Source organism: Amycolatopsis keratiniphila, assembly GCF_000400635.2.
In the GTDB taxonomy this organism is placed as follows: Bacteria; Actinomycetota; Actinomycetes; order Mycobacteriales; family Pseudonocardiaceae; genus Amycolatopsis; species Amycolatopsis keratiniphila.
Window position 1 is genome coordinate 4,825,384 of sequence record NC_021252.1, and the last position, 22,332, is coordinate 4,847,715.

Annotated in this window: 24 protein-coding genes; 6 read left to right on the forward strand and 18 right to left on the reverse strand. The window is 69.1% G+C overall.

Annotated elements, in window-relative coordinates; genetic code table 11:
• Window positions 1-21 precede the first annotated feature (21 nt).
• Window positions 22-732 carry a DJ-1/PfpI family protein gene (locus AORI_RS62985; protein WP_016334742.1) on the reverse strand — a complete coding sequence of 237 codons (711 nt, stop codon included), beginning with the start codon at window positions 730-732 and terminating at the stop codon, window positions 22-24.
• A gap of 99 nt (window positions 733-831) precedes the next feature.
• On the opposite strand from AORI_RS62985, the gene AORI_RS62990 reads away from it, so the two are divergent.
• From AORI_RS62990 to AORI_RS63000, 3 genes are all read left to right on the forward strand, one after another.
• A complete protein-coding gene (locus tag AORI_RS62990) occupies window positions 832-1,809 on the forward strand; it encodes a GlxA family transcriptional regulator (RefSeq protein WP_043848155.1) in 978 nt (325 codons plus the stop codon).
• Between the two features lie 219 nt (window positions 1,810-2,028).
• On the forward strand, window positions 2,029-3,441 hold the full coding sequence (locus AORI_RS62995; RefSeq protein ID WP_016334744.1) for a YibE/F family protein: 1,413 nt from the start codon (window positions 2,029-2,031) through the stop codon (window positions 3,439-3,441).
• Between the two features lie 87 nt (window positions 3,442-3,528).
• Entirely contained in the window at window positions 3,529-3,786 is a 258-nt protein-coding gene (locus AORI_RS63000) for a hypothetical protein (RefSeq protein ID WP_016334745.1), read from the forward strand.
• A gap of 68 nt (window positions 3,787-3,854) precedes the next feature.
• Here the strand turns inward: AORI_RS63000 and AORI_RS63005 are convergent, their stop codons facing one another.
• Both AORI_RS63005 and AORI_RS63010 read right to left on the reverse strand, forming a co-directional pair.
• A complete protein-coding gene (locus AORI_RS63005; protein WP_043848156.1) occupies window positions 3,855-4,511 on the reverse strand; it encodes a hypothetical protein in 657 nt (218 codons plus the stop codon).
• Window positions 4,511-5,119 carry an MBL fold metallo-hydrolase gene (locus tag AORI_RS63010; protein ID WP_016334747.1) on the reverse strand — a complete coding sequence of 203 codons (609 nt, stop codon included), beginning with the start codon at window positions 5,117-5,119 and terminating at the stop codon, window positions 4,511-4,513. Before AORI_RS63010 ends, AORI_RS63005 begins: the two co-directional genes overlap by 1 nt.
• A 156-nt stretch (window positions 5,120-5,275) precedes the next feature.
• Between AORI_RS63010 and AORI_RS63015 the strand changes: the two genes are divergently transcribed.
• A complete protein-coding gene (locus AORI_RS63015; RefSeq protein ID WP_016334748.1) occupies window positions 5,276-6,133 on the forward strand; it encodes a peptidylprolyl isomerase in 858 nt (285 codons plus the stop codon).
• A 1-nt stretch (window position 6,134) separates the two neighbouring features.
• On the forward strand, window positions 6,135-6,920 hold the full coding sequence (locus AORI_RS63020) for an aminotransferase class IV family protein (protein ID WP_016334749.1): 786 nt from the start codon (window positions 6,135-6,137) through the stop codon (window positions 6,918-6,920).
• A gap of 304 nt (window positions 6,921-7,224) precedes the next feature.
• Here AORI_RS63020 and AORI_RS63025 read toward each other — a convergent pair whose 3' ends face one another.
• From AORI_RS63025 to ruvC, 10 genes are all read right to left on the reverse strand, one after another.
• Entirely contained in the window at window positions 7,225-8,679 is a 1,455-nt protein-coding gene (locus AORI_RS63025) for an amidase (protein WP_016334750.1), read from the reverse strand.
• Window positions 8,680-8,791: 112 nt separating this feature from the next.
• Window positions 8,792-9,571 carry an enoyl-CoA hydratase/isomerase family protein gene (locus AORI_RS63030; protein WP_016334751.1) on the reverse strand — a complete coding sequence of 260 codons (780 nt, stop codon included), beginning with the start codon at window positions 9,569-9,571 and terminating at the stop codon, window positions 8,792-8,794.
• Between the two features lie 30 nt (window positions 9,572-9,601).
• Window positions 9,602-11,932, reverse strand: coding sequence for a RelA/SpoT family protein (locus AORI_RS63035; protein ID WP_016334752.1), 2,331 nt, complete (start codon window positions 11,930-11,932; stop codon window positions 9,602-9,604).
• A 78-nt stretch (window positions 11,933-12,010) separates the two neighbouring features.
• The gene (locus AORI_RS63040) at window positions 12,011-12,529 is read right to left on the reverse strand and encodes an adenine phosphoribosyltransferase (protein WP_016334753.1); all 519 of its coding nucleotides are present in this window, start codon (window positions 12,527-12,529) and stop codon (window positions 12,011-12,013) included.
• 108 nt (window positions 12,530-12,637) lie between these two features.
• Window positions 12,638-13,840 (reverse strand): protein translocase subunit SecF, encoded by a 1,203-nt coding sequence (gene secF / locus AORI_RS63045; protein WP_016334754.1) that lies wholly within the window; start codon window positions 13,838-13,840, stop codon window positions 12,638-12,640.
• Window positions 13,837-15,531, reverse strand: coding sequence for a protein translocase subunit SecD (secD, locus tag AORI_RS63050; protein WP_016334755.1), 1,695 nt, complete (start codon window positions 15,529-15,531; stop codon window positions 13,837-13,839). The genes secF and secD overlap by 4 nt, the downstream gene beginning before the upstream one ends.
• Before the next feature lie 207 nt (window positions 15,532-15,738).
• Window positions 15,739-16,146: a preprotein translocase subunit YajC gene (gene yajC, locus AORI_RS63055; protein ID WP_016334756.1), complete on the reverse strand. Its 408-nt coding sequence runs from the start codon at window positions 16,144-16,146 to the stop codon at window positions 15,739-15,741.
• 145 nt (window positions 16,147-16,291) lie between these two features.
• Window positions 16,292-17,365, reverse strand: a complete 1,074-nt coding sequence (gene ruvB, locus AORI_RS63060; RefSeq protein ID WP_016334757.1) for a Holliday junction branch migration DNA helicase RuvB — start codon at window positions 17,363-17,365, stop codon at window positions 16,292-16,294.
• A gap of 8 nt (window positions 17,366-17,373) precedes the next feature.
• A complete protein-coding gene (ruvA, locus tag AORI_RS63065) occupies window positions 17,374-17,973 on the reverse strand; it encodes a Holliday junction branch migration protein RuvA (RefSeq protein ID WP_016334758.1) in 600 nt (199 codons plus the stop codon).
• Window positions 17,970-18,554: a crossover junction endodeoxyribonuclease RuvC gene (ruvC, locus tag AORI_RS63070; RefSeq protein ID WP_016334759.1), complete on the reverse strand. Its 585-nt coding sequence runs from the start codon at window positions 18,552-18,554 to the stop codon at window positions 17,970-17,972. Before ruvC ends, ruvA begins: the two co-directional genes overlap by 4 nt.
• A 76-nt stretch (window positions 18,555-18,630) precedes the next feature.
• Here ruvC and AORI_RS63075 point away from each other — a divergent pair, with 76 nt between their 5' ends.
• A complete protein-coding gene (locus AORI_RS63075; RefSeq protein ID WP_016334760.1) occupies window positions 18,631-19,077 on the forward strand; it encodes a cupin domain-containing protein in 447 nt (148 codons plus the stop codon).
• Between the two features lie 119 nt (window positions 19,078-19,196).
• Here the strand turns inward: AORI_RS63075 and AORI_RS63080 are convergent, their stop codons facing one another.
• The 5 genes from AORI_RS63080 to AORI_RS63100 all read right to left on the reverse strand — a co-directional run bounded on the left by AORI_RS63080 (window position 19,197) and on the right by AORI_RS63100 (window position 22,313).
• Complete coding sequence (locus tag AORI_RS63080; RefSeq protein WP_034307792.1) at window positions 19,197-19,727, reverse strand: DUF4262 domain-containing protein; 531 nt, start codon at window positions 19,725-19,727, stop codon at window positions 19,197-19,199.
• A gap of 67 nt (window positions 19,728-19,794) precedes the next feature.
• Entirely contained in the window at window positions 19,795-20,544 is a 750-nt protein-coding gene (locus AORI_RS63085) for a YebC/PmpR family DNA-binding transcriptional regulator (RefSeq protein ID WP_016334762.1), read from the reverse strand.
• Window positions 20,545-20,595: 51 nt separating this feature from the next.
• Window positions 20,596-21,225, reverse strand: coding sequence for a pyridoxal 5'-phosphate synthase glutaminase subunit PdxT (gene pdxT / locus AORI_RS63090; RefSeq protein WP_016334763.1), 630 nt, complete (start codon window positions 21,223-21,225; stop codon window positions 20,596-20,598).
• A gap of 54 nt (window positions 21,226-21,279) precedes the next feature.
• Entirely contained in the window at window positions 21,280-21,600 is a 321-nt protein-coding gene (locus AORI_RS63095; protein WP_007034928.1) for an AzlD domain-containing protein, read from the reverse strand.
• Entirely contained in the window at window positions 21,600-22,313 is a 714-nt protein-coding gene (locus tag AORI_RS63100; RefSeq protein WP_016334764.1) for an AzlC family ABC transporter permease, read from the reverse strand. The genes AORI_RS63095 and AORI_RS63100 overlap by 1 nt, the downstream gene beginning before the upstream one ends.
• Window positions 22,314-22,332: the final 19 nt, after the last annotated feature.

Here is a 22,332-nt window from a genome sequence, read left to right on the forward strand (position 1 = left end):
TCACCCGGATGGCCGTCCCCCTTATTTCCCGGTGTGCGCGAGGAGCCGGTCCCGCAACGCGGGTTCGTCCGCGAGTGCCTCGTTCAGCGTGTGCTCCAGCAAGGGCTTGAGATCCCCGTACGGACGCTTCGACCAGTCCAGCGGACCCTGCGGCGGCTCCGGGTCGTACTCGATGACGAACTGGATCGTCCGGGCGATCTCGGCGCCGACGAGCCGCTCGACCAGATGCAGCGCGAGGTCGATCCCGGCCGACACCCCGGCGGCGGTGATCACGTTCCCGTCCTCGACCCAGCGCTCGGCGACCGGTTCCGCGCCGAACGCGCCCAGCAGTTCGCGGAACATCCAGTGCGTCGCGGCCTTGCGGCCCTTCAACAGCCTGGCCTGACCCAGCAACAGCGATCCCGTGCACACCGAGGTCACGAGTTCCGCGTTCGCCGCGGCGCCACGCAGGTATCCGACCAGTTTCTCGTCGGCGAGCGCCTTCAGTGTCGGCGCGGCGCCGCCGGGCACGAGCAGCGCGTACGGCGACGGGACCTCTTCGTAGGTGTGGGTCGCCACGAGCTTCAAGGGGTTGTCGGTGGTGACCGGGTCCTTCGTCTCGCCGACCACGACCGTCCGGTATTCCTGCGCCGTGCTCGCCATCCCTTCCAGCACGGTCAGCGGACCGACCATGTCGAGCGGGGTCATCCCCGGGTACACCACGAACGCGATCGTCTTCTTGTCGTCTGTCATGGCGACAACGGTGTCCGAGAGACGGGCCCTCGGTGGCCCGGATGTCCGGATTCCTGCGAACAACGTCCGACGGCCGGGCACTACTGGTAGCGTTCGATCATGCCGGGTTCACCCAGACGAGTGTTGATCGTCGGCTACAGCAACGCCGAGTTGCTCGACATCGCCGGTCCGTCGGACGTCCTGGACGCCGCGACCAAACTCGGCGGCAAGCCGGGGTACGAGATCATGCTCGCCAGCGTCGACGGCCGCGGCATCCGCTGCGAGTCCGGGCTGACCCTGCAGGCACAGCACCGGCTCGACCAGATCACCGGCGAACTGGACACGCTGATCGTCGCGGGCGGCACCGGACACGAGGCCGCCGCCGCGGACGCCAGGTTCGTCACCCACGTCCGCAGGCTGGCGCAGCAGAGCCGCCGGGTCGCCTCGGTGTGCACCGGCGCCACCGTGCTCGCCGCGTGCGGGCTGCTCAACGGCCGCCGCGCCACCACCCACTGGCGGTTCGCGAACCGGCTCGCGACGAACTACCCGCAGGTGAACGTCGACCCGGTGCCGCTGTACGTGCGCGACGGCAACGTCTACACGGCGGCGGGCGTCACCAGCGGGATCGACCTCACCCTCGCGTTCGTCGAGGAGGACCACGGCCCGAGCGTCGCCAGGGAGGTCGCCCGCATGCTCGTGACCTACCTGCAGCGGCCGGGCAACCAGGCGCAGGTGAGCATGTTCCTGTCCGGCCCGCCGCCGGAGAACCGGCTGGTCCGCGACATCACCGCGTACGTCGCCGAACACCTCGCCGGTGATCTCGGCACCGCCGTCCTCGCCGAGCGGGCCGGCATCAGCACCCGGCAGCTGACCAGGTTGTTCGACGCGCACCTGAGCACCACGCCCAGCAGATACGTGCGGGCCGCCAGGACCGAGAACGCGGCGAAACTGTTGTGCGGCACCGAGCTTCCGCTGTCCTCGATCGCGAGGCGATGCGGTTTCGGCTCGACCGAGACACTTCGCCAAGCCTTCCTGGACCACTTCGACACCCCGCCTTCGGCCTATCGCCGTGTCCACCTTCGGCAGGCGTTCGGCTAGGAGGTGTCTCCCAAACTGGGGTTGACCGGGTGGGTGAGGACACGCGCGCGCGTTTCTTGTCGGCCGGAGGCCTCGGGATTGCGGAGGCGGGCCGCTGACACGGTTGGGTGAGTGGTCATGTCGATGCCACGGCCCGGCTACGGAAGCCCGATAGCGCGCTTTGAGAAAGATTGCCTAGGCCGTGTGCGCCGCCCGGCGCGCACTGTGGAGGATGTGCGGGTGAACCGCCGCGACATCTCCGACGACGACACCGGCCCGATTCGCCGGGTAACGGACACCCCGTCCGATCGTTCGCCCGGAACGTCCCGTTCGCCGCGCCGGACGCCGCCGCCCGAGGGCACGCGGCGTCCCCGCCCACCGGCCCAGCGGCCGCGACCGGCGGAACCGGGCAGACGTCGCGCCGCCGAACCGAAGCCCGAACCCGAGCCGGTCGGCCACGGGCACTCGCACGGCCACGGGCCGGCGGCGCCCGCGTCGCGCCGGGTCCGGCTGCTGCTGATGTGGCTGCTGATCCCGCTCGCCGTCGCGACCGTCGCCGGGATGGTCTTCCTCTATCCCTGGGGCAAGGAGCCGGCGAAAAGCGCCTTCCCGCAGGGGACCCCGGTGAACGCGACGGTCACCGGGACGATTACCGGGCCGTGCCTCGCCGAAGGCCAGGTGCAGGTCGGGGAGCCGCCGCCGGACGCGAAGCCGTGTCTCACCAGCGAGCTCACGATGACCGACGGTCCCGCGTCCGGGAAGCCGTTGAAGCTCACGCTGCCCATCGAGCCGAGCACGCCGCGGTTCGCCGCGGGCGACAAGGTGGTGCTCTCCTACAACGGCGGCGACGTCGCGAACCCGGCGTCGTTCCAGATCGTCGACTTCCAGCGTGGCACGCCGCTGCTGCTGCTCGCCGGGTTGTTCGCGCTCGCGGTGATCGTCCTCGGCCGGTGGCAGGGGGTCGCCGCACTGATCGCGCTCGGGCTGAGCTTCCTGGTGCTGGCGCTCTTCGTGCTGCCTTCGATCCTCGCCGGCGAAAGTCCGTTGCTGGTGGCGATCGCGGGCGCGGGCGCGATCATGTTCGTCGCGCTGTACCTGACGCACGGGCTGTCCGCGAGAACCTCGGTGGCGGTGCTGGGCACCCTGGTGAGCCTGGTCCTGATCGGTGTCCTGTCGGCGATCTTCTCGGCCGCCGCGTCGCTGACCGGGCTCGACGACAGCACCTCCCAGCTGATCGGCTCGCTCGGGCACGGGATCGACGCGCGGGGACTGCTGCTGGCGGGTGTCGTGATCGGCGCGCTCGGTGTGCTCGACGACGTCACCGTCACGCAGACGAGCGCGGTGTGGGAGCTCCGGCGGGCGAACCCGGCGCTCGGGTGGCGTGAGCTGTACGGCGCCGGCCTGCGGATCGGGCGCGATCACGTCGGCTCGGCGGTCAACACGCTCGTGATGGCGTACGCGGGCGCGGCGCTGCCGGTGCTGCTGTACACGTCGCTCTCGGGGGTCGGACTCGGCTCGATCCTGGGCGCGGAGAACATCGCCCAGGAGATCATCCGGACGCTCGCCGGAAGCGTCGGCATCGTCGCGGCGGTCCCGGTCACCACCGTGCTGGCCGCGCTGATCGCCTCGCGGGAGCCCCAAGAGTCCCGGTAGCCACAAGCGCCCCAAAGCGCGAGCCCACCCCGCGATCACGGGCCGGAGTCGGGTACGAAGAGGCCGCACCCGAGGTTCGGAGGGGCCATGTTCGCCGTGTTCGCCGTCCCGAGACAACTGACCGCGGTCGCGCGGCGCGTGCTCGTCTCGACGCTCGAAGCCGTCGAGGCGGTCCCCAAGATCGCCGCCGCGCTCGACGACGTCCGGGCGACGCTCAAGCACTCGGAGCGGCTGGCGACCTTCGCCGCGGGTGAGTTGCCGGAGATCGTCTACCAGCTGGAGGAGATCAAAACCCGGCTGGAGAAGCTGGAGACCGCAGGCGCCCGGCCGGATCAAGTGTCATGAAAGGGTCGTTCAGGACGAAAGATGTCCTGAACGACCCTTTCATGACACTCGGAGCGGTCTCGCCCAGCTCAGTCCAGGGTCGCCACGAAACGGCTGACCGCCTCCATCGTGAACCGCTGGATGTACTTCCCGGCGGGAGCCGCCGAGGCCAGCCGGTAGAGCGGCCGCTCCGCCGCCGCGTCGCCGCGCGCTTCCGATTTCAGCTGCGCCACCAGCAGTTCCGAGAACACGAGACCGTTCGCGTCGGTGTTGTTCAGCAGCGCGTTCGCGAGCTTGCGCAGCTGCAGGATGCCCAGCTCCCGGCCACCCGCGCCCGAGTACACGGCCAGGTCGACCTTCGCGACTTTGCGGCGTTTGCCCGCGTTGACCAGCAGGCTGACCGTCCGGGTCCCGCGCACGTCGCTGATCACCAGATCGATGCGCTCCGCCGCGGTCAGCTCGATCCGCCGCACTCCCCAGGTCCGCACGATAAGCGTGTCGCCTTCGAGCCACACCCGGCGGCGCAGGTTGTAGAACATGACGTACAGCAGCGGCAGCGCGATCACGCCGGCGACCACGAGCCCGGCGATCTCACCGCCGATCAGCCCGGCGATCCCGCCGAACGCGGCCGCGAAGATCACGACGCCGGCGACGCTGGAGCAGCCGCGCTTGCGACGGAGTTTGGGGTCGTCGTGGAACAGCGGGAGACGTTCGGGGGTCTCCGGGGTCCCGGTGGGCTCGGTCATCACGCGCCCGTCCCGGCCAGGAAGGGGTTCGCCGCCCGCTCGCGGCCGATCGTGGTGGCCGGACCGTGGCCCGGGAGGACGACGGTGTCGTCGGGCAGCGTCATCACCTTGGTGCCGAGCGAACGCACGAGCTCCCCGCCATCGCCGGAAGACCGGCCGATCGAACCGGCGAACAGGCTGTCCCCGGTGAGCACGATCCGGCCGCCCTCGGCGGAGGTCAGCCCGAAGACCACCGAACCGGCGGTGTGACCCGGTGTGCCGGACACCGTGATCTCCAGTCCGGCCAGCCTCAGCGGGCCATCGACGAGTGGCACGATCCCGTCCTTCCGTTGACCGGCGTCCTGGCCGAGCAGTGGCCGGTCCGCCTCGTGCAGATAGAGAGGTATCCCGTGGCGCGCACCGACCTCGCCCGCCGAAGCGACGTGATCGGGATGGCCGTGGGTGGCGAGCATCGCGGCGGGCCTCAGACCGTGCTCGGCGAGCGCGGCCTCGATCGGCTCGGCGGCTTCCTCGCCGGGGTCGACGATCACGCACTCATCGCCGCCGTCCGGGGCCAGCAGGTAGCAGTTGGCTTCGAGGGGGCCTGCCGGAAAACCGACAACCAGCACGAAACGCCTCCTCAGATCTTCCGCCGAACAGGTGACAGGATGGCCCTGATCACGATCAAGTAAGCCTAGCGGCCCCTGTACGGGGGCCTCACAGGCTGTGCCAATAGACTCCCGCTACCTCAGACGTGTGACATCGAGTGGAAACCGGGAGGGCGGGTGCCGACCAACCAGCAGCGCCGCGAAGCCGCGAAGCGCAAGCTCGAGCGACAGATCGTGCGACGGGCCGAGAAGGCCAAGCGGCGCAAGATCGTCGGCTCGGTGGCGGTCGTCGGCGTCGTCGCCATCGTGGCGGGCGCGGTGTGGTGGATCGTCAGCAGTAACAGTGGTGACGATGCCGCCTCCGACGCTTCCCCGAGCTCGGCTCCTCCGACCCCCGAGGTCACCATCCCCACGGAGCGCACTCCGATGCCAAAGCGGCCGACGCCGCTGGCGAACCCGGTGACTTGCGACTACAAGGACGACGCCACCAAGCAGGCTTCGAAGAAGGTGAACAAGCCGGAAGGCAAGGACGTCTCTTCGAACGGCACGGTGAACGTCGTGCTGAAGAGCACCGCGGGCGACATCCCGCTGACGCTGGACCGGGCGCTCGCCCCGTGCGCCGTGCAGAGCTTCATCAGCCTTTCCCAGCAGGGCTACTTCAACGACACCAAGTGCCACCGGCTCGGCACCAGCGGCCTGCAGATGCTGCAGTGCGGTGACCCCGAGGCCACCGGCATGGGCGGCCCGGGCTACACGATGCCGGACGAGGCGTTCAAGGAGATCAAGTACGGCCGCGGCATCCTCGCGATGGCGAAGACGCAGCAGCCGAACTCCGGCGGAAGCCAGTTCTTCATGGTCTACGGCGAGGCCGAACTGCCCGCGGACTACTCGGTCTTCGGCAGCATCTCCGACGAGGGCCTGAAGGTGCTCGACAAGGTCGCCAAGGCGGGCGCGAACGCGCAGGCGGGCAACGGCGACGGCACCGGCCCGCCCAACACCGAGGTCAAGTTCACCGGCGTCACGGTCAACGCCTGACGTGAAGCTGGAGATCAACGGCGCGCCCGCCCGGTCGGAAGACCTGGCGGGCGCGTTCGGCTATGGCCATTTCACCGCGATGCAGGTCCGCGACGGCAAGGTCCGCGGCCTGGACGTCCACCTTCGCCGCCTCGTGACGAGCACGCGGCGGATGTTCGGCAGCGAGCTCGACACCGACGCGGTGCGCGCGTATGTGCGGCAGGCGATCCGGGGTGAGGACGCGCTGTCGGTGCGGGTGCTGATCTTCTCCCGCGCGATGGACTGGTCCGATCCCGGCGCGCCCGCGGCACCGGACGTCCTCGTCCGGACCGGGCCGCCCCGCGAGCACGAGATGAAGCCGCTCCGCCTGCGGTCCGTGCGCTACGAACGGGTGCTTCCGGAAGTCAAGCACGTCGGCACGTTCGGGCTGCTCCACCACATGCGCGAGGCGAAGCTGGCGGGATACGACGACGCGTTGTTCGTCGACTACGACGGCCGGGTCAGCGAGGCGTCGATCTGGAACGTCGGGTTCCTCGACGGCGGCACGGTGGTCTGGCCGCAGGCACCGGTGCTCGACGGCATCACCCAGCAGCTCATGCGACGCGGGCTGGAGCGGAACGGGATCCCGCAGGAGATCCGTGACGTCCGCCCCACCGACCTGCCGGGGTTCGACGCCATGTTCCTGACCAATTCGGAGTCGGTCGGCTGGCCGGTGGCGTCGGTGGACGACGTCGAGCTGTCGCACGCTCCGGAAACGAGCCGGATCCTCGCCGAAGCGTACGACAGCAATCCCTGGGACGAGATCTAACGAGAAAGCCCATGCGACGTGAGTATGGACTGGCGATGCAGACAGGCCTGATCCCGAGTGTCCACAAGGGACATATCGCGTCGATCGGGCGTCCACTTGATACCTTTATGTCCGTTTCTGGACGGGGTCGTGAGTGATAATGAGGGTTAGAACCACCCAAATCACTCACGACCCCTGCGCAAAGTGATCACATCGGGCATTTTGCCTCTGAATGTGTCCCTTGTGGACAGTCAAGAGCGCGCCTGGTCTCTGCGGTGAGCATGTTCTCGCCACCAACTCCATCACGCCACCTTTGACTTACCTCTCAATAGCTCGGCGCTTGGAAGCCGCCGAGCGTCTGTTCGAGCAGTTCCGCCAGCCGCAGCGGGGTGCGGTCCTCGAACGCCGGACCGATGAGCTGCACTCCCACCGGAAGTCCCTCGTCGGAGCGGCCGGTCGGCACGGCCGTGGCGGGCAGGCCGGGCATGGTGGCCACGCCCGCCCAGACGAGCTGGTCGAAGTACGGATACCCGGCGCCGTCGATGTCGATCCGGCGTCCCAGCAGATCGGGGTCGTGATCGTGCGGGAACGCGGGGGTCGGCGTGATCGGGCAGACCACCGCGTCGAACTCGGCGAACAGCTGCCGCCAGCCGTGCCGGTGGCGTTCGCGACGGTCGTACACCGCCAGCCAGTCGCGATGGGTGAACACCATGGCGCGTAGCCGCGCCGCGTCGAGGCTGCGGTCGTCAGCGCTCAGCCCGGCGGCGTTGGCCTGCAGTTGCTCGTACGCCTCGACGGGGAAACGCGCGACGGTACTCGAGAACAGCAACTGCGTGTAGAGCGTCGCGGACTCGGTCAGGTCGGGGAACAACGGGCTGTACCGTTCGACGCGGGCGCCGCCGTCGGCCAGCGCGTCGGCCACCCGGTTCACACCGGCCCGCACAGCAGCCCCGGTCGGGATGACCGGATGATCTTCGATCACCAAGACCCGGAAGTCGCCGAGCCGCTCATGGCGCGCCGGCGGCAGCTTCACCTCGTACGCCATCCCGTGTGTCAGCGGATCGGGCCCGGCCATGACGTCGAGCAGGAGCGTGAGGTCGCGGGCGGTGCGCGCCATCGGACCGGCGACGGCCAGGTCGAGGTCGACCGGCAAGGCAGGCGCCGGAGGCGGGACCATACCGCGGGTCGCCGCGAGCCCGACCGTCGGCTTGTGCGCGTAGATACCGCAGAAATGCGCGGGGGTGCGCAGCGAACCGGCGAGGTCGGAGCCGATGGACAGCGCGCCGAAGCCGGACGCCAGAGCCGCCGCCGATCCGCCCGAGGATCCACCCGAGGTGCGATCGTGATCCCAAGGGTTGTTCGTGGTGCCGTAGAACTCGTTGAAGGACTGGATGTCCTGCAATCCCAGCGGCACATTGGTCTTGCCGAGCACCACCGCGCCGGCGGCCTTGAGGCGCGACACCTGCACCGCGTCCTCGGCGGGCACGAAATCCCGATGCTGCGGCATGCCCCAGGTCGTGGGCAGGCCGGCCATGTTGAAGGACTCTTTGACCGTCACCGGGATACCGAGCAGCGGCCGGTCCTCGCCGCGTGCCCGCGCCTGGTCGGCGTCGCGCGCGGCGGCCCGAGCGCGGTCGAAGCCCGGCACGCAGATCGCGTTGATCGCCTTGTCTTCCCGCTCGATGCGGGCGATCGCCTCGTCGGTCAGTTCCGCCGAGGTCACCTCACCGGCGCGCAAAGCGGTCGTGAGCTCTTCGGCCGATTGAAATTTCCACTCCATGAATCGACCATAAGCACGTCCGGCTCAAGCCATAAAAAACTTTCTCGCGCAACAACAACGCGACCAATCGAGGCAGGAAAATGCGGCGGGCCGCCACCCGGCAACGCGAACCTCAGCGATAGGTGAACTTCGGCGGCCGCCGCGCCAAGAACGCCGCCACCCCTTCGGCATAGTCCTCGCCGTGCAGCGCACCGAGCCGGATCTCGTCCACTTCGGCGTCGGATTCCTGTTGCCCCGCAACGATCTTCTCGATGATCCGGTTCATCCCGCGTACCGACGCCTGCGAACGCGAAGCCAGCGTCTCGACGAACTTCGCCGTCGAGGTCTCCAACTCGTCGGCTGGGAAGACGTCGTTCAGCAGCCCGATCTCCCGCGCCCGCCGCGCGTCGACGAGCTCGCCCGAGAGCAGGAAGTACTTCGCGTTCGCCGGGCCGACCAGTGAGACGAGCTGCCTTGTCGAGTCGAAGTGGTAGACGATCCCGAGCTTCGCCGGCGTGATACCGAAGCGCGAGCCCTCCGCCGCGAACCGGAAGTCGCACGCGACCGAGATCTGGCAACCACCGCCGATGCAGTTGCCCTGGATCATCGCGACGGTCGGCTTCCGCGACGCCGTCAGCGCCGCCACGGCCCCGTCGACGGCCTTGTCGTAGGTCTCGGCCGCGTCGGCGGTCGACCGCAGGTCCCGGAACTCGCTGATGTCCGCGCCCGCCGAGAAATGCGCGCCCGCGCCGGTCAGCACGAGGACCTTGATCGCCGGGTCCGCCTCCACCCGCGCCACCACGTCCGGGATCGCCGACCACATCCCGTAGGTGATCGCGTTCATCTTCTCCGGCCTGGTGAACGTCAGCCGCGCGACCTCGCCGTCGCGAGTGAATTCGAACCCGTCAGTCATCCTCGGACTCTAGCCGGGACCCACTGCCGGTCACGAAGCCGAAGTGACCCGATACACGTCGTAAACGCCTTCGACGCCCCGGACCACCTTCAGCACGTGTCCGAGGTGCTTCGGGTCGCCCATCTCGAACGAGAACCGGCTGACCGCGACCCGGTCGCGCGACGTGGTCACCGACGCGGACAGGATGTTGACCTTCTCGTCCGCGAGCACCTTGGTGACGTCGGAGAGCAGACGGTGCCGGTCCAGCGCCTCGACCTGGATCGCGACGAGGAAGACCGAAGACGCCGACGGCGCCCATTCGACCTCGACCAGCCTCTCGGGCTGGGCCCGCAGGTCGTCGGCGTTGGTGCAGTCGGTCCGGTGGACGCTGACGCCACCGCCCCGCGTGACGAAACCGAGGATCTCGTCGCCCGGCACCGGCGTGCAGCAGCGGGCGAGCTTGGCCCAGATGTCGCTGGCGCCCTTCACCACGACGCCGACGTCGTTCGAGCCGCGGCGGCGGGTGACGGTGGACGGGGTCGCGCGCTCGGCGAGCTCCTCCTCCGCCTCGTCGACGCCGCCGATGAGCGCGACCAGCCGCTGCACGACGTGCTTCGCGCTGGTGTGCCCCTCGCCGACGGCCGCGTACAGCGAGCTGATGTCCGGGTGCCGCAGTTCGGTGGCGACCGCGCCCATCGACTCGGCGGAGACCAGCCGCTGGATCGGGAGGCCGACCTTGCGGACCTCCTTGGTGATGGCCTCCTTGCCGCCCTCGATCGCCTCGTCACGGCGTTCCTTGGCGAACCACTGCCGGATCTTCGCGCGTGCCTTGGGCGAACCGGCGAACTGCAGCCAGTCGCGGCTCGGCCCCGCCGTCTCGGCCTTCGAGGTGAAGATCTCGATGACCTCGCCGTTCTCCAGCTTGCGCTCGAGCGCGACGAGCCTGCCGTTGACGCGGGCACCGATGCACCGGTGGCCGACCTCGGTGTGCACGGCGTAGGCGAAGTCGACCGGCGTCGAATCGACCGGCAGCGTGATCACGTCACCCTTGGGCGTGAACACGAAGATCTCGCGCGAGGCGAGCTCGTAGCGCAGCGACTCCAGGAAGTCGCCCGGGTCCGCCGCTTCCCGCTGCCAGTCGAGGAGCTGGCGCATCCACGCCATCTCGTCGACGTCCATGGCGTTCCCGTTGTGGGTGCCCTTGGTCTCCTTGTACCGCCAGTGCGCGGCGATGCCGTACTCGGCGGTGCGGTGCATCTCGTAGGTCCGGATCTGGACCTCGAGCGGTTTGCCGTCCGGCCCGATCACCGTGGTGTGCAGCGACTGGTAGACACCGAAGCGAGGCTGCGCGATGTAGTCCTTGAACCGGCCCGGGACCGGCTGCCACAGCGCGTGGACGACACCCATCGCGGCGTAGCAGTCACGGACGTCCTCGACCAAGATCCGCACGCCCACCAGGTCGTGGATGTCGTCGAGGTCGCGGCCGCGGACGATCATCTTCTGGTGGATCGAGTAGTAGTGCTTCGGGCGGCCCTCGACCTTGGCGGTGATCCGCGAGCCGTCGAGATGACTGGTCAGATCCGTGATCACCGACCGCAGGTACGTGTCGCGCGAAGGCGCGCGATCGGCGACCAGGCGGACGATCTCGTCGTACTTCTTCGGCTGCAGGATGGCGAAGGCCAGGTCCTCCAGCTCCCATTTGACCGTCGCCATACCGAGCCGGTGCGCCAGCGGGGCGAGGACCTCCAGGGTCTCGCGCGCCTTGCGTGCCTGCTTCTCCGGCGGCAGGAAGCGCATCGTGCGCATGTTGTGCAGCCGGTCGGCCAGCTTGATGACCAGCACGCGCGGGTCGCGCGCCATCGCGATGACCATCTTGCGGATGGTCTCGGCCTCGGCGGCCGTACCGAGCTTGACCTTGTCCAGTTTGGTGACGCCGTCGACGAGCTCGCCGACCTTCTCGCCGAAGTCCGCCTTCAGGCTCTCCAGCGAATAGCCGGTGTCTTCGACGGTGTCGTGCAACAGCGCCGCGACCAGCGTCGTGGTGTCCATGCCGAGTTCGGCGAGGATGGTCGCGACGGCGAGCGGATGCGTGATGTACGGGTCGCCGGACTTGCGCCGCTGCTCGCGGTGCAGCTCTTCGGCGACGTCATACGCGCGCTGCAGCTGCGCGAGGTCCGCGTTGGGATGCAGCTCGCGGTGGATGACGGCGAGCGGTTCGAGAACCTGCTTGACCGGTGCGGCGCGCTGCGCGGTGATCCGGCGGGCGAGACGGGCGCGCACACGGCGTGTCGCGGACGGTGTCGGCGCCGCCCCCTGTCGCGCCGCACCGTTCTGCTCGGTGCCGTCCTTCGAGGACACCGCGGCATCGAGCTCTTGGCTCACCCGCACCTCCTGCGCTTCGTGCGGCCTTCGGACATCAAGGGTAACCGCTCCCCCTCGCGGCTCACTTGGTGCGCCCGGTCAACACACCCGGAGGGCCTCCACACGGCGCCCCTCAAGCACGGAACGACCACCGAGCGCGCCGAGTTCCATGACCACCGAAATGCCGCTGACCTGCGCCTTCGCGTCTTCGAGCAGTTTGCAGGTGGCGGCGACCGTGCCGCCGGTGGCGAGCACGTCGTCGAGGATCGCGACACGCTGGCCGGGCTCGACCACACCTTCGGGCAATTCGACGGTCGCGGTGCCGTACTCCAGCGTGTAACCGACCCTGCCCGCGACACGGGGCAGCTTGCCCGGCTTGCGGATCAACGCGACACCGAGGCCACGGGCATAACCGACGGCGGCGGCCAGCAGGAATCCGCGCGCCTCCACGCCGGCCAGCAGATCGACGTCGGGGTCGACGGTGGCGGCCAGCGCGTCGGTGACGGCCTTGAAGCCCGCCGCGTCGGCGAACAACGGGCTCAGGTCCCGGAACAGCACACCGGGTTCCGGGAAGTCCGGTACGTCGGCGATGAGGTCGAGTGCCTTGGGCAGCTCCATGTACTTCCTGCTCTCCAGTCGTGCTTCCGGGTCCCTGAACGCTAGGAAAGGTCCTTTCATTGCAAATTTTGCAATGAAAGGACCTTTCCTAGCGTTCGACGGCCGGGATTACCTCTTGCGCTTACCCGACGGACGCCCCTTGTGGGCCTTCTGGTTCCGCGCCGGCACGCTCGCCGCCGCGGCGTACGCCTTCTCCTTGCGGAGCTCGGCGGCCAGTGCGTCTTCGTCGTTCGGGTCGAAGTCGTCGTCGCGCTCGGCGGCCTTGCGGGCCTGGTTCGCGCGCCGCGCGGCCACCCGGTCGGCCTGCTGACGGAACTTCGGGTCACGCATCTTCAGGTCCACCAGCAGCGGGGTGGCCAGCGCGACCGAGGACAGCACGCCGACCAGGGTGCCGGTGAGCTGCACCAGCGCGAGGTCCTGCAGGGTGCCCGAGCCGAGCAGGATGTACCCGACGACGAGCAGACCGAGAATCGGCAGCATCGCGATCAGCGCCGTGTTGAACGACCGCATCAGCGTCTGGTTCAGCGCCAGGTTGGCCGCCTCGCCGAAGGTGCGGCGGGTGAGCCCGAGCAGGCCGCGCGTGTTCTCGCGGACCTTGTCGAACACCACCACCGTGTCGTACAGCGAGAACCCGAGGATCGTCAGCAGACCGATCACCGTCGCCGGCGTGACCTCGAAGCCGATCAGCGAGTACACACCCGCCGTCACCACGATGTCGTGCAGGAGCGAGATCAGCGCCGCGGCGGCCATCCTCGTGTCGAAGTACAACGCCAGGAACAGCGTGACCGCGAGGAGGAACACCCCGAGCGCGATCAACGCCTGCCGAGAGATCTCCCCACCCCAGGACGCGCTGACCGCGCTGTCACTGATGGCCTGGACACTCGGCTGGCCGTTGGACCCGATCGGACCGAGGTCGCGGAACAACGCTTCCTTGATCTTGGCGACCTCGGCGGCGTCCAGGGTGTCCGAACGCAGCTGGATGGTCGACGAGGCACCGCTGCCGACCTTCTGCGCCTCGTCGGCCGGACGGCCGAGCGCTTCGGAGAAGACGTCCTTGGCCTGCTGTTCGGTGATCTGCCCGTTCTTGCCGTTGGCGGGCAGCTGGATCTGGGTGCCGCCTTCGAAGTCGATCCCGAAGTTGAAGCCCTTGATCCCCATCGACGCGATGCAGACCAGCACCAGCGCGCCGAAGAAGATGTACCAGCGCTTGCGCTTGCCGACCACGTCGAACGCGCCCGTGCCCACGTAGAGGCGGCGGAAGATGCTCTCGCGCTTGCCCGCGGTGGTGGTGTTGTCGTCGACCACGGTCACGCCTCCTTGACGTTCGGGCGGCCGGCGGCCGGACGGGCCGCCTTGCGCTCCGAGCCCACCTGCTGCACGGCACCGAGGCCGAGGTTCTTGGGGTTGGACAGGAACTTCGACTTCGAGCGCGACACCATCGCGACCAGCGGGTGGGTCACGAGGTAGACCACGACGAGGTCGAGGACCGTCGACATGCCGAGCGTGAACGCGAAGCCCTTGACCTCACCGACGGCCAGCCAGTACAGGATCGCCGCGGCGAGGAAGCTGACCGCGTCGGACGCGAGGATCGTGCGCTGGGCACGGGACCAGCCTCGCGGGACCGCTGAGCGGAACGTCCTGCCTTCCCGGATCTCGTCCTTCAATCGTTCGAAGTAGATGACGAACGAGTCGGCGGTGATACCGATCGCGATGATCAGGCCCGCCACGCCGGCGAGGTCGAGGGTGTACCCGATCCACCGCCCCAGCAGCACCAGCACCGCGTAGACCAGCGAGAACGACAAGGCGAGCGACAGAATCGTCAGCACGCCGAGCAACCGGTAGTAGAACAAGCAGTAGATGAAGACGATCAGGAGGCCGAGGCCACCGGCGATCAGGCCCGCCTGCAGCGACGCGAGACCCAGCGTCGCGGACACCGTCGTCGCGTCCGAGGACTCGAACGACAGCGGCAGCGAGCCGTACTTCAGCACGTCCGCCAGGTCCTTCGCCTCGGTCTGGCTGAACCGGCCGGTGATCTGGGTCTGCCCGCCCAGGATCGCGGACTGGATGGTCGGCGCGGAGACGACCTGCGTGTCGAGGACGAACGCCGCCTGCTTCTGGACGTTCTTCGAGGTGAAGTCGCCCCAGATCCGCGAACCCTCGCCCTTGAAGTTCAGGTTGACGACCCACTGGGAGTTCTGCGTGTCGTAGCCCGAGGAGGCGTCGGAGATCTCGGTCCCGGGCAGGAACTCCGGCTCCAGCAGGTACTTCATGGTGTTCTTGTCACCGCAGGCGACCAGCGGCTTGTCGGTGAGGTCGTTGCCGACCAGCGGGTCCGACACCTTGGGGTCGCAGTTGAGCGCCGCGAAGGCCTTCTCGGCGGCCGCGGCCTGCTTCGCCTGGTCCGTGGAAAGCAGATCGGGGTTCTGCCGGAGGTTCCGGGCCTCCTCGATCTCCTTCTTCGTCTGCTCGTCGGAGTCCGCGCCGGGCTGCTGCTGCGGCGCGCCGGCGGCGCCACCGCCGTTGGCCGGGCTGGTCGGCGGGGCGCTCACGCCCGGCGAGGACGGCGGCGCCGAAGACGGCGCGCCGGAAGCGGGCGGGGTCGACGGCTGCTGCACCGGGGTCGCCGGCTGCGACGTCACGACCTTCCGGAAGCCCAGCTTCGCGGTCTTGCCCAGGGTCTTGGCCTGGTCGCCCTGCTCACCGGGGACGGTGATGACGACGTTGCTGCCGTCGAGGACGACCTCGGTGCCGCTGACGCCGATACCGTTGACCCGGCGCTCGATGATCGAGCGGGCCTGTTCGAGGGACTCTCGCGGAGGGTCGCCGCCGTCGGGGTTTCGGGCGGACAGGGTGACCCTCGTGCCGCCTTGCAGATCGATGCCGAGCTTCGGCGTCGGCTTGCCGCTACCGGTGAAGAACACCAGGGCGTACAGCGCCACCACGATCAGGGCGAAGAAGGCGAGATAGCGTCCCGGGCGGAGATGCCCGGCCGGTGCGGCCACTGTGCTTCGGTCTCCTCGGACGGACTGGGTTTTTCCCCAATGGACTTGGCTGTTCACTCAACCGGACGGGAGTCCGGTGGTACCGCGAACGAGCACGACTATGACGACGGACACGCACGCAGCACCGAGACACTACTCGGTGCTGCGTGAGCCCGGCGTTGGCCCCGCACCTACGAAAGTCTGGTGTCGGGGATGGCCTTACAAGCGCTACTTCTTGCCGTGCTCCAGCGGAGGAGCGATCTGCGCGCCCGACTTCTCCTCGACGCGCTCGTCGTCCTTCGACTCGACGACCGGCGCCTCGACGACCTCGTCGGTGTCGGTGGCGTCAGTGGCGTCCTCGTCGGTCTCCACGACCGGCTCGACCTTCTCGCGGACGGCCTGGCGCAGCCAGGTGGTCACGACGCCGGGAGCGACCTCGAGGTCGATCGTGGTGTCGGCGGAGGCGTCGGCGACAGTCGCGTAGAGACCGGAGGTGGTCATCACCCGGTCACCGGGAGCCAGGCTCGAGAGCAGCTCCTGCTGCGCCGCCGCCGCCTTCTTCTGCTTACGGGTGCCCATGACGAGCGGAATCGCCACAACGAGCATCAGGAGCAGCGGCAGCAATAACTGGTTCATGATTCTCCATTTCGAGCGGACGCCGCGCGGTGCGCTGTTTTGTCCGGTTTGGCGGGGTGTGCTCTCCCCGAGTGTGCCAGGTGCCAGCGGAAACTCCACCACCACCCGTCGTCACCACGGGCCTCGAACCGCCTGAACGGTCCGTTCAGTCCTGGTCGAACAGGTTCGGGCCGCCCTGCTCGCCACGCGTGGCACCGGCCGGGGCCGGCAGGCCGAGGTGTTCCCACGCGGCCGCTGTGGCGACCCGGCCGCGAGGAGTGCGGGCGAGCATACCGGCGCGGACCAGGTAAGGCTCACACACCTCTTCGACGGTGGTCGGTTCTTCCCCCACCGCGACGGCCAGCGTCGACACGCCGACCGGACCACCGCCGAAGGAGCGGACGAGTGCGGTCAGCACCGCGCGGTCGAGCCGGTCGAGGCCGAGTTCGTCGACGTCGTAGACCTCCAGCGCGGCACGGGCGATCTTGCGCGTGACCTTGCCGTCCGCCCGGACCTCGGCGTAGTCGCGCACGCGGCGCAGGAGCCGGTTCGCGATACGAGGTGTGCCGCGGGACCGGCGGGCGATCTCCGCGCAGCCGTCCCGGTCGATGTCGATGTCGAGGATCGTGGCGGCCCGCCGCGCGACGAGTTCCAGTTCGGCGTCGCTGTAGAACTCCATCTGGCCGGTGAAGCCGAACCGGTCGCGCAGCGGACCGGTCAGCGAACCGGACCGCGTCGTGGCCCCGACCAGCGTGAACGGCGCGATCTCCAGCGGGATGCTGGTGGCGCCGGGGCCCTTGCCGACGACGACGTCGACACGGAAGTCCTCCATCGCGAGGTACAGCATCTCCTCGGCGGGACGGGCGATGCGGTGGATCTCGTCGATGAACAGGACGTCGCCGGGTGCCAGGTTGGACAGCATCGCGGCCAGGTCGCCCGCGCGTTCCAGCGCGGGCCCGGAGGTGATCCGGATGGCGGCGTTGAGTTCGGCGGCGACGATCATCGCCATACTCGTCTTGCCCAGTCCCGGCGGGCCCGAGAGCAGGACGTGGTCCGGCGGGACACCGCGGCGCCGCGCGCTTTCCAGGACGAGTTCGAGCTGTTCACGCACCCGCGGCTGACCGACGAACTCGTCCAGCTTCCGCGGGCGCAGCGTGGTCTCGACCTCGCGTTCCCCCGTCTGCGGCAGCGCCGAGAGCGTCTCGTCGGTTTCGAACTCCGTCACGGCCTCATAGTCCATGTGGCCGGTTACCGCTTACGCCCGAGGGTGGCCAACGCGGCACGCAGCACGGACGACGTCGTGTGTCCTTCGCCCTCGCCGAGCACCTTGTCGACGGCCTGTTCGGCCTGTTTGGCCGGGAAGCCGAGGCCCGCGAGCGCCTCGACGACCTCGCCCCGCAGCGCGCCCGGCGCGACGACCGACGGCGAACCGTCGGTCGGGCCCGCGAGCGCGGTGACCTTGTCGCGCAGTTCGAGCGTGAGCCGCTCGGCGCCCTTGCGGCCGATGCCGGGCACCTGGGTGAGCACGGTGATGTTGCCTTCGACCAGCGCGGACCGCAGCTTGTCGGGATCGAGGACGGCGAGCGTCGCCAGCGCGAGCCGCGGGCCGATCCCGGAGACCGTCTGCAGCAGGCCGAACAGCTCGCGGGCGTCCGCGTCGGCGAAACCGAACAGCGTCAAGGAATCCTCGCGGACCACGAGCGCGGTGTGCAGCATCGCCTGCTCGCCGCGGCGAAGCGTGGCGAGGGTGGCGGGGGTGGCCTGCACGGCGAAGCCCACTCCCCCGACCTCGATCACGACGTGGTCGAGACCGATGGAGAGGATTTCACCGCGTACCGAGGAGATCATCGAGCCGCTCCTTGCGTTTTGGCTTGCTTGGCCGCGGCGGCGAGCCTGGCCTTGTGGTTCTTGGCGATCTCGGCCGCCCTGGCCTCGGCTTCGGCGAGCCGGACCCGCATCGGCTCGCGCCACAGGTGGCAGATGGCGAGGGCGAGCGCGTCCGCGGCGTCCGCCGGATGCGGTTTGACCTCGAGGCCGAGCAGCCGCATGACCATACCGGTGACCTGTGCCTTGTCCGCCCGGCCGGAGCCGGTGACGGCGGCCTTGACCTCGCTCGGGGTGTGGAACACGACCGGCAGCCCGCGCCGGGCCGCGGCGAGCGCGACGACGCCGCCCGCCTGCGCGGTGCCCATCGCGGTGCGCACGTTGTGCTGCGCGAACACCCGCTCGACGGCGACGGCCTCGGGCTTGTAGCGATCCATCCAGCGTTCGACCGCGTCGGAGATTCCCAGCAGGCGCACGGCGAGGTCGGCGTCCGGCGGGGTCCGCACGACGTCGACGGCCACCGGGCGGACGGTGCGGCCAGTGCCGCCGTCGACCACCCCGAGCCCACACCTGGTCAGACCGGGGTCGACCCCGAGTACCCGCACGCGTTTTCCTCCGCTCCGGCGAACATCAGTTCGAGATTCGAGGCTACCCGGCGAGGGGTCCGGGCAAGATGAAGACATGCCGAGTCCCGACGACTTCACCGCCCATCTGGGTCTCCAGCCGTTGCCCGTGGAGGGTGGCCGCTGGGCGCAGAGCTGGCGCGACGAAACCGCGTCCGCGATCTACTACCTGCTCGCGCCGCCGGAAACCTCGGCGCCGCACCGGCTGGACCGGCTGGAGATCTACGCCCACCACGCCGGCGCGCCGGTGCGTATGCTCCTGCTGTTCCCCGACGGGCGTGTATCGCGACCGGTGCTCGGGCCCGACGTCGCGGCCGGTCAGCGTCCGCAGGTGGTGGTGCCGGCCGGGGTCTGGCAGGCGTCGGTGAGTACCGGTGAGTGGAGCCTGGTCGGGACCGTGGTCGTGCCGCCTTATACGGACGACAGCGTCGAGTTCCGGCCGGCGGCGGCTTTGGCCGCCGAGTGGCCCGACGCCACGGAAGACCTGGCGCCCTGGCTGACTTGAGTGTCGGCCTTGATACTCGCCGAGCCTCCCCGGATGTCATGAAAGGGTCGTTCAGGACGAAAAACGTCCTGAACGACCCTTTCATGACACGCGTTGAAGCGACAGGCCGCCCGAGTACCTCAGGGGCCGTCGACGCCCGGCGTCCAGCTCTCCGGGTCACCGGATTCGGTCAGCACCGGCTGGTACCGCGCGAAGCCCTCGGGCGCGTCCGGATGCCACGGGAAGTGCCCGTCCGGCGTGGCGACGATCAACTGCAGCGCCGGGAAGTCCCCGTCCGGGTAGATCAGGAACGCGCTCCCGAAGTACTCGGGATAGTGCCCCTTAGCGACCCGTTCGAAGACCACCGGCGCGCCCTCGAAGAAATCGTCGTAGCGCTTGCCGACTTCGAAGATCTCGCCGGCGGCCGCCCGGTCGACGTAGGCGTCGAGAAGGACCGGCCCCATGTGCTCGGGCAGTCCGATCACGACCGCTTCCGCGACGTTGTGCAACGCCCAGGCGCAAGCGGTGAAGCAGAAGTTCGCTTCCTCCTCGTCGCCTTCGACCGCGATGACCGCGTTCCCTCTCGCCTGCGCCTGCGACTCGATCCACTGGATCAGTTCGGATTCTTCGGCGGTGAGGGCATCGGCTTCGGAGGTCGTCACGCGCGACATTCTGCCCCACGCGAGCGCCCGCACCTAGTCCCGGGACCGATTTTCCGCGGCATGGCGGGAAAATCGATCAGCCGACCTCGGCCATGACCTCGTCGGAAACGTCGAAGTTCGCGTACACGTTCTGCACGTCGTCGCAATCCTCGAGCGCGTCGATGAGCTTGAAGACCTTCTTCGCACCTTCGACGTCCAGCGGGACGCTGACCGACGGGAGGAACGTGAGATCCGCGGACTCGTACTCGAAACCGGCTTCCTGCAAGGCTTTCCGGACCGGGACGAGATCGGTGGCCTCGGAGACGATCTCGAAGTTCTCGTCGAGGTCGTTGACCTCCTCGGCGCCCGCGTCGAGGACGGCCATGAGGACGTCGTCCTCGCCGGCGTCACCCTTGGGCATGATCACGACGCCCTTGCGGTTGAACATGTAGGCGACCGAACCCGGGTCGGCGAGCGAGCCGTTGTTCCGGGTGAGCGCGGTCCGCACCTCCATGGCGGCACGGTTCTTGTTGTCGGTGAGGCATTCGATCAGCACGGCCACACCGTTCGGGCCGTAGCCTTCGTAGGTGATGGTCTGCCAGTCGGCGCCACCGGCCTCTTCACCGGCGCCGCGTTTGCGGGCGCGCTCGATGTTGTCCTGCGGGACCGAGTTCTTCTTGGCCTTCTGGATGGCGTCGTAGAGCGTCGGGTTGCCGTCCGGGTCGCCACCGCCGGTCCGGGCCGCCACCTCGATGTTCTTGATCAACCGGGCGAAGAGCTTGCCGCGCTTCGCGTCCAGGTTGGCCTTCTTGTGCTTCGTGGTGGCCCACTTGGAGTGGCCGCTCATCTCTCCTCCATCTACTCCTGTGCCCGCCGCTGAGCACAGTGTCGGTTTTGCTTAAGCCTGCCGCACGAGGTCGACGAACAGCCTGTGCACGCGTTCGTCCCCGGTGAGTTCGGGGTGGAACGACGTGGCGAGTACCGCCCCCTGCCGGACCGCGACGATCCTAGCGGCCGCGTCCTCGGAGCCCGGCATTTCGGGGACACTGGCGAGTACCTCGACCCCGTCGCCCGCTTTTTCGACCCACGGGGCGCGGATGAACACAGCGTGCACCGGGCCGCCTTCGATACCGGTGAAATCCAGGTCGGCCTCGAAGGAGTCCACCTGCCGTCCGAACGCGTTGCGCCGGACGACCACGTCGAGCCCGCCGAGTTGCCGCTGGTCAGGCCGCCCGTCGAGGGCCTGGCGGGCGAGCAGGATCATCCCGGCGCAGGAGCCGAACGCGGGCATCCCGTCCGCGATGCGCTCGCGCAGCGGCTCCAGCAGTTCGAAGGTCTCCAGCAGCCTCGACATGGTGGTCGACTCGCCGCCCGGCAGCACCAGACCGTCCACTTCGGACAGTTCATTCGCACGACGGACCGGCAGCGCCCGCGCACCCGCGCGTTCCACCATCGCGGCGTGCTCCCGCACGTCGCCCTGCAGTGCGAGCACGCCGACCACCGGCCGTGCCCCCGTCGCGATCGCCACCCGACCTCCCGAAAGACCTTCCCCTTAGCTTAGGCGCCTCGGGGAAGGACCAGGTCAGGGGACCCCGGCCAGCCGCAGGAGGGCGGCGGTCGCGGCCGCCGCGACGACGACCAGCGCGAACGGCGCCTTGCGCCAGGCGAGCACGCCGCCGACCAGCACCCCGGCGGGCCGGGCGTAGCCGGCGAACTCGTGCCCTTCGGTGAGCGCGGCGACCGCGACCAGGGCGGCCAGCAGGACGACGGCGGAACGCGCCATCAGCTTCTCGGCCTTGGGCGACACGGTGAACCGTGCCTTCAGCACCGGTCCGGCGAACCGGAAGGCGAAGGTCCCGGCGGCGAGCACACCGCCGGCGATGATCAGTTCCAGCGGATCCATCAGTGCACTCCCTCGGGTTCGCGTTCGGCGGGTTCCTTGGCCGCCACCCCGGCCAGTACGCCGACCAGCGCGAGCAGCACCGGCAGCCCGGCGGGCAGGAACGGCGTCGTGGCCAGCGCGACGGCGACGCCGACGAGCACCGGCAGCCGGGCGGCTCGGTCGCGCAGCGACGGCAGGACCAGCGCGAGCAGGACCGCCGGGAAGGCCGCGTCGAGCCCGAACGCGTCGGTGTCGCTGATCGCCGTCCCCGCGTAGGCACCGGCGAGGACGCCGAGGTTCCAGCAGACGAACAGGCCGATCCCGCACACCCAGTACGCCGCCTTGCGCCGCTCTTCGTCGCGCTGGGCCAGCGCGAACGCGACGGATTCGTCGATCATCAGGTGGCTGCCGACCACCCTCGACGACCACCGCTTCCCGAGGACGTCGCCGATCGCGAAGCCGAACGGCAGATGCCGCGCGTTGGCCAGGAGACCCGCCGCGACGGCCGCGACCGGGCTGCCGCCCGCGGCGATGATGCCGACGAACATGAACTGCGAGGCACCGGCGAAGACCAGCACGGAAAGCAGCATCGGCGCCCAGATCGGGAAGCCGGAGCCCACCGCGATGGCGCCGTAGGAGATGCCGACAATGGTGTCGGCGAGGCAGACCAGCCCGATGTCACGGAGAAGATCGCGCCCCAGGACACGAGTGGTTGTTCGCCATATCGAACGCATAGCGTCATACAATGAACGA

Bases quoted from the DNA above. Each gene is read 5' to 3' on its own strand.
- AORI_RS62985 (WP_016334742.1), bottom strand. From the start codon at position 732: ATGACAGACGACAAGAAGACGATCGCGTTCGTGGTGTACCCGGGGATG.
- AORI_RS62990 (WP_043848155.1), top strand. From the start codon at position 832: ATGCCGGGTTCACCCAGACGAGTGTTGATCGTCGGCTACAGCAACGCC.
- AORI_RS63000 (WP_016334745.1), top strand. From the start codon at position 3,529: ATGTTCGCCGTGTTCGCCGTCCCGAGACAACTGACCGCGGTCGCGCGG.
- AORI_RS63005 (WP_043848156.1), bottom strand. From the start codon at position 4,511: ATGACCGAGCCCACCGGGACCCCGGAGACCCCCGAACGTCTCCCGCTG.
- AORI_RS63025 (WP_016334750.1), bottom strand. From the start codon at position 8,679: ATGGAGTGGAAATTTCAATCGGCCGAAGAGCTCACGACCGCTTTGCGC.
- AORI_RS63030 (WP_016334751.1), bottom strand. From the start codon at position 9,571: ATGACTGACGGGTTCGAATTCACTCGCGACGGCGAGGTCGCGCGGCTG.
- AORI_RS63040 (WP_016334753.1), bottom strand. From the start codon at position 12,529: ATGGAGCTGCCCAAGGCACTCGACCTCATCGCCGACGTACCGGACTTC.
- yajC (WP_016334756.1), bottom strand. From the start codon at position 16,146: ATGAACCAGTTATTGCTGCCGCTGCTCCTGATGCTCGTTGTGGCGATT.
- ruvB (WP_016334757.1), bottom strand. From the start codon at position 17,365: ATGGACTATGAGGCCGTGACGGAGTTCGAAACCGACGAGACGCTCTCG.
- ruvA (WP_016334758.1), bottom strand. From the start codon at position 17,973: ATGATCTCCTCGGTACGCGGTGAAATCCTCTCCATCGGTCTCGACCAC.
- AORI_RS63075 (WP_016334760.1), top strand. From the start codon at position 18,631: ATGCCGAGTCCCGACGACTTCACCGCCCATCTGGGTCTCCAGCCGTTG.
- AORI_RS63080 (WP_034307792.1), bottom strand. From the start codon at position 19,727: ATGTCGCGCGTGACGACCTCCGAAGCCGATGCCCTCACCGCCGAAGAA.
- AORI_RS63085 (WP_016334762.1), bottom strand. From the start codon at position 20,544: ATGAGCGGCCACTCCAAGTGGGCCACCACGAAGCACAAGAAGGCCAAC.
- AORI_RS63095 (WP_007034928.1), bottom strand. From the start codon at position 21,600: ATGGATCCGCTGGAACTGATCATCGCCGGCGGTGTGCTCGCCGCCGGG.
- AORI_RS63100 (WP_016334764.1), bottom strand. From the start codon at position 22,313: ATGCGTTCGATATGGCGAACAACCACTCGTGTCCTGGGGCGCGATCTT.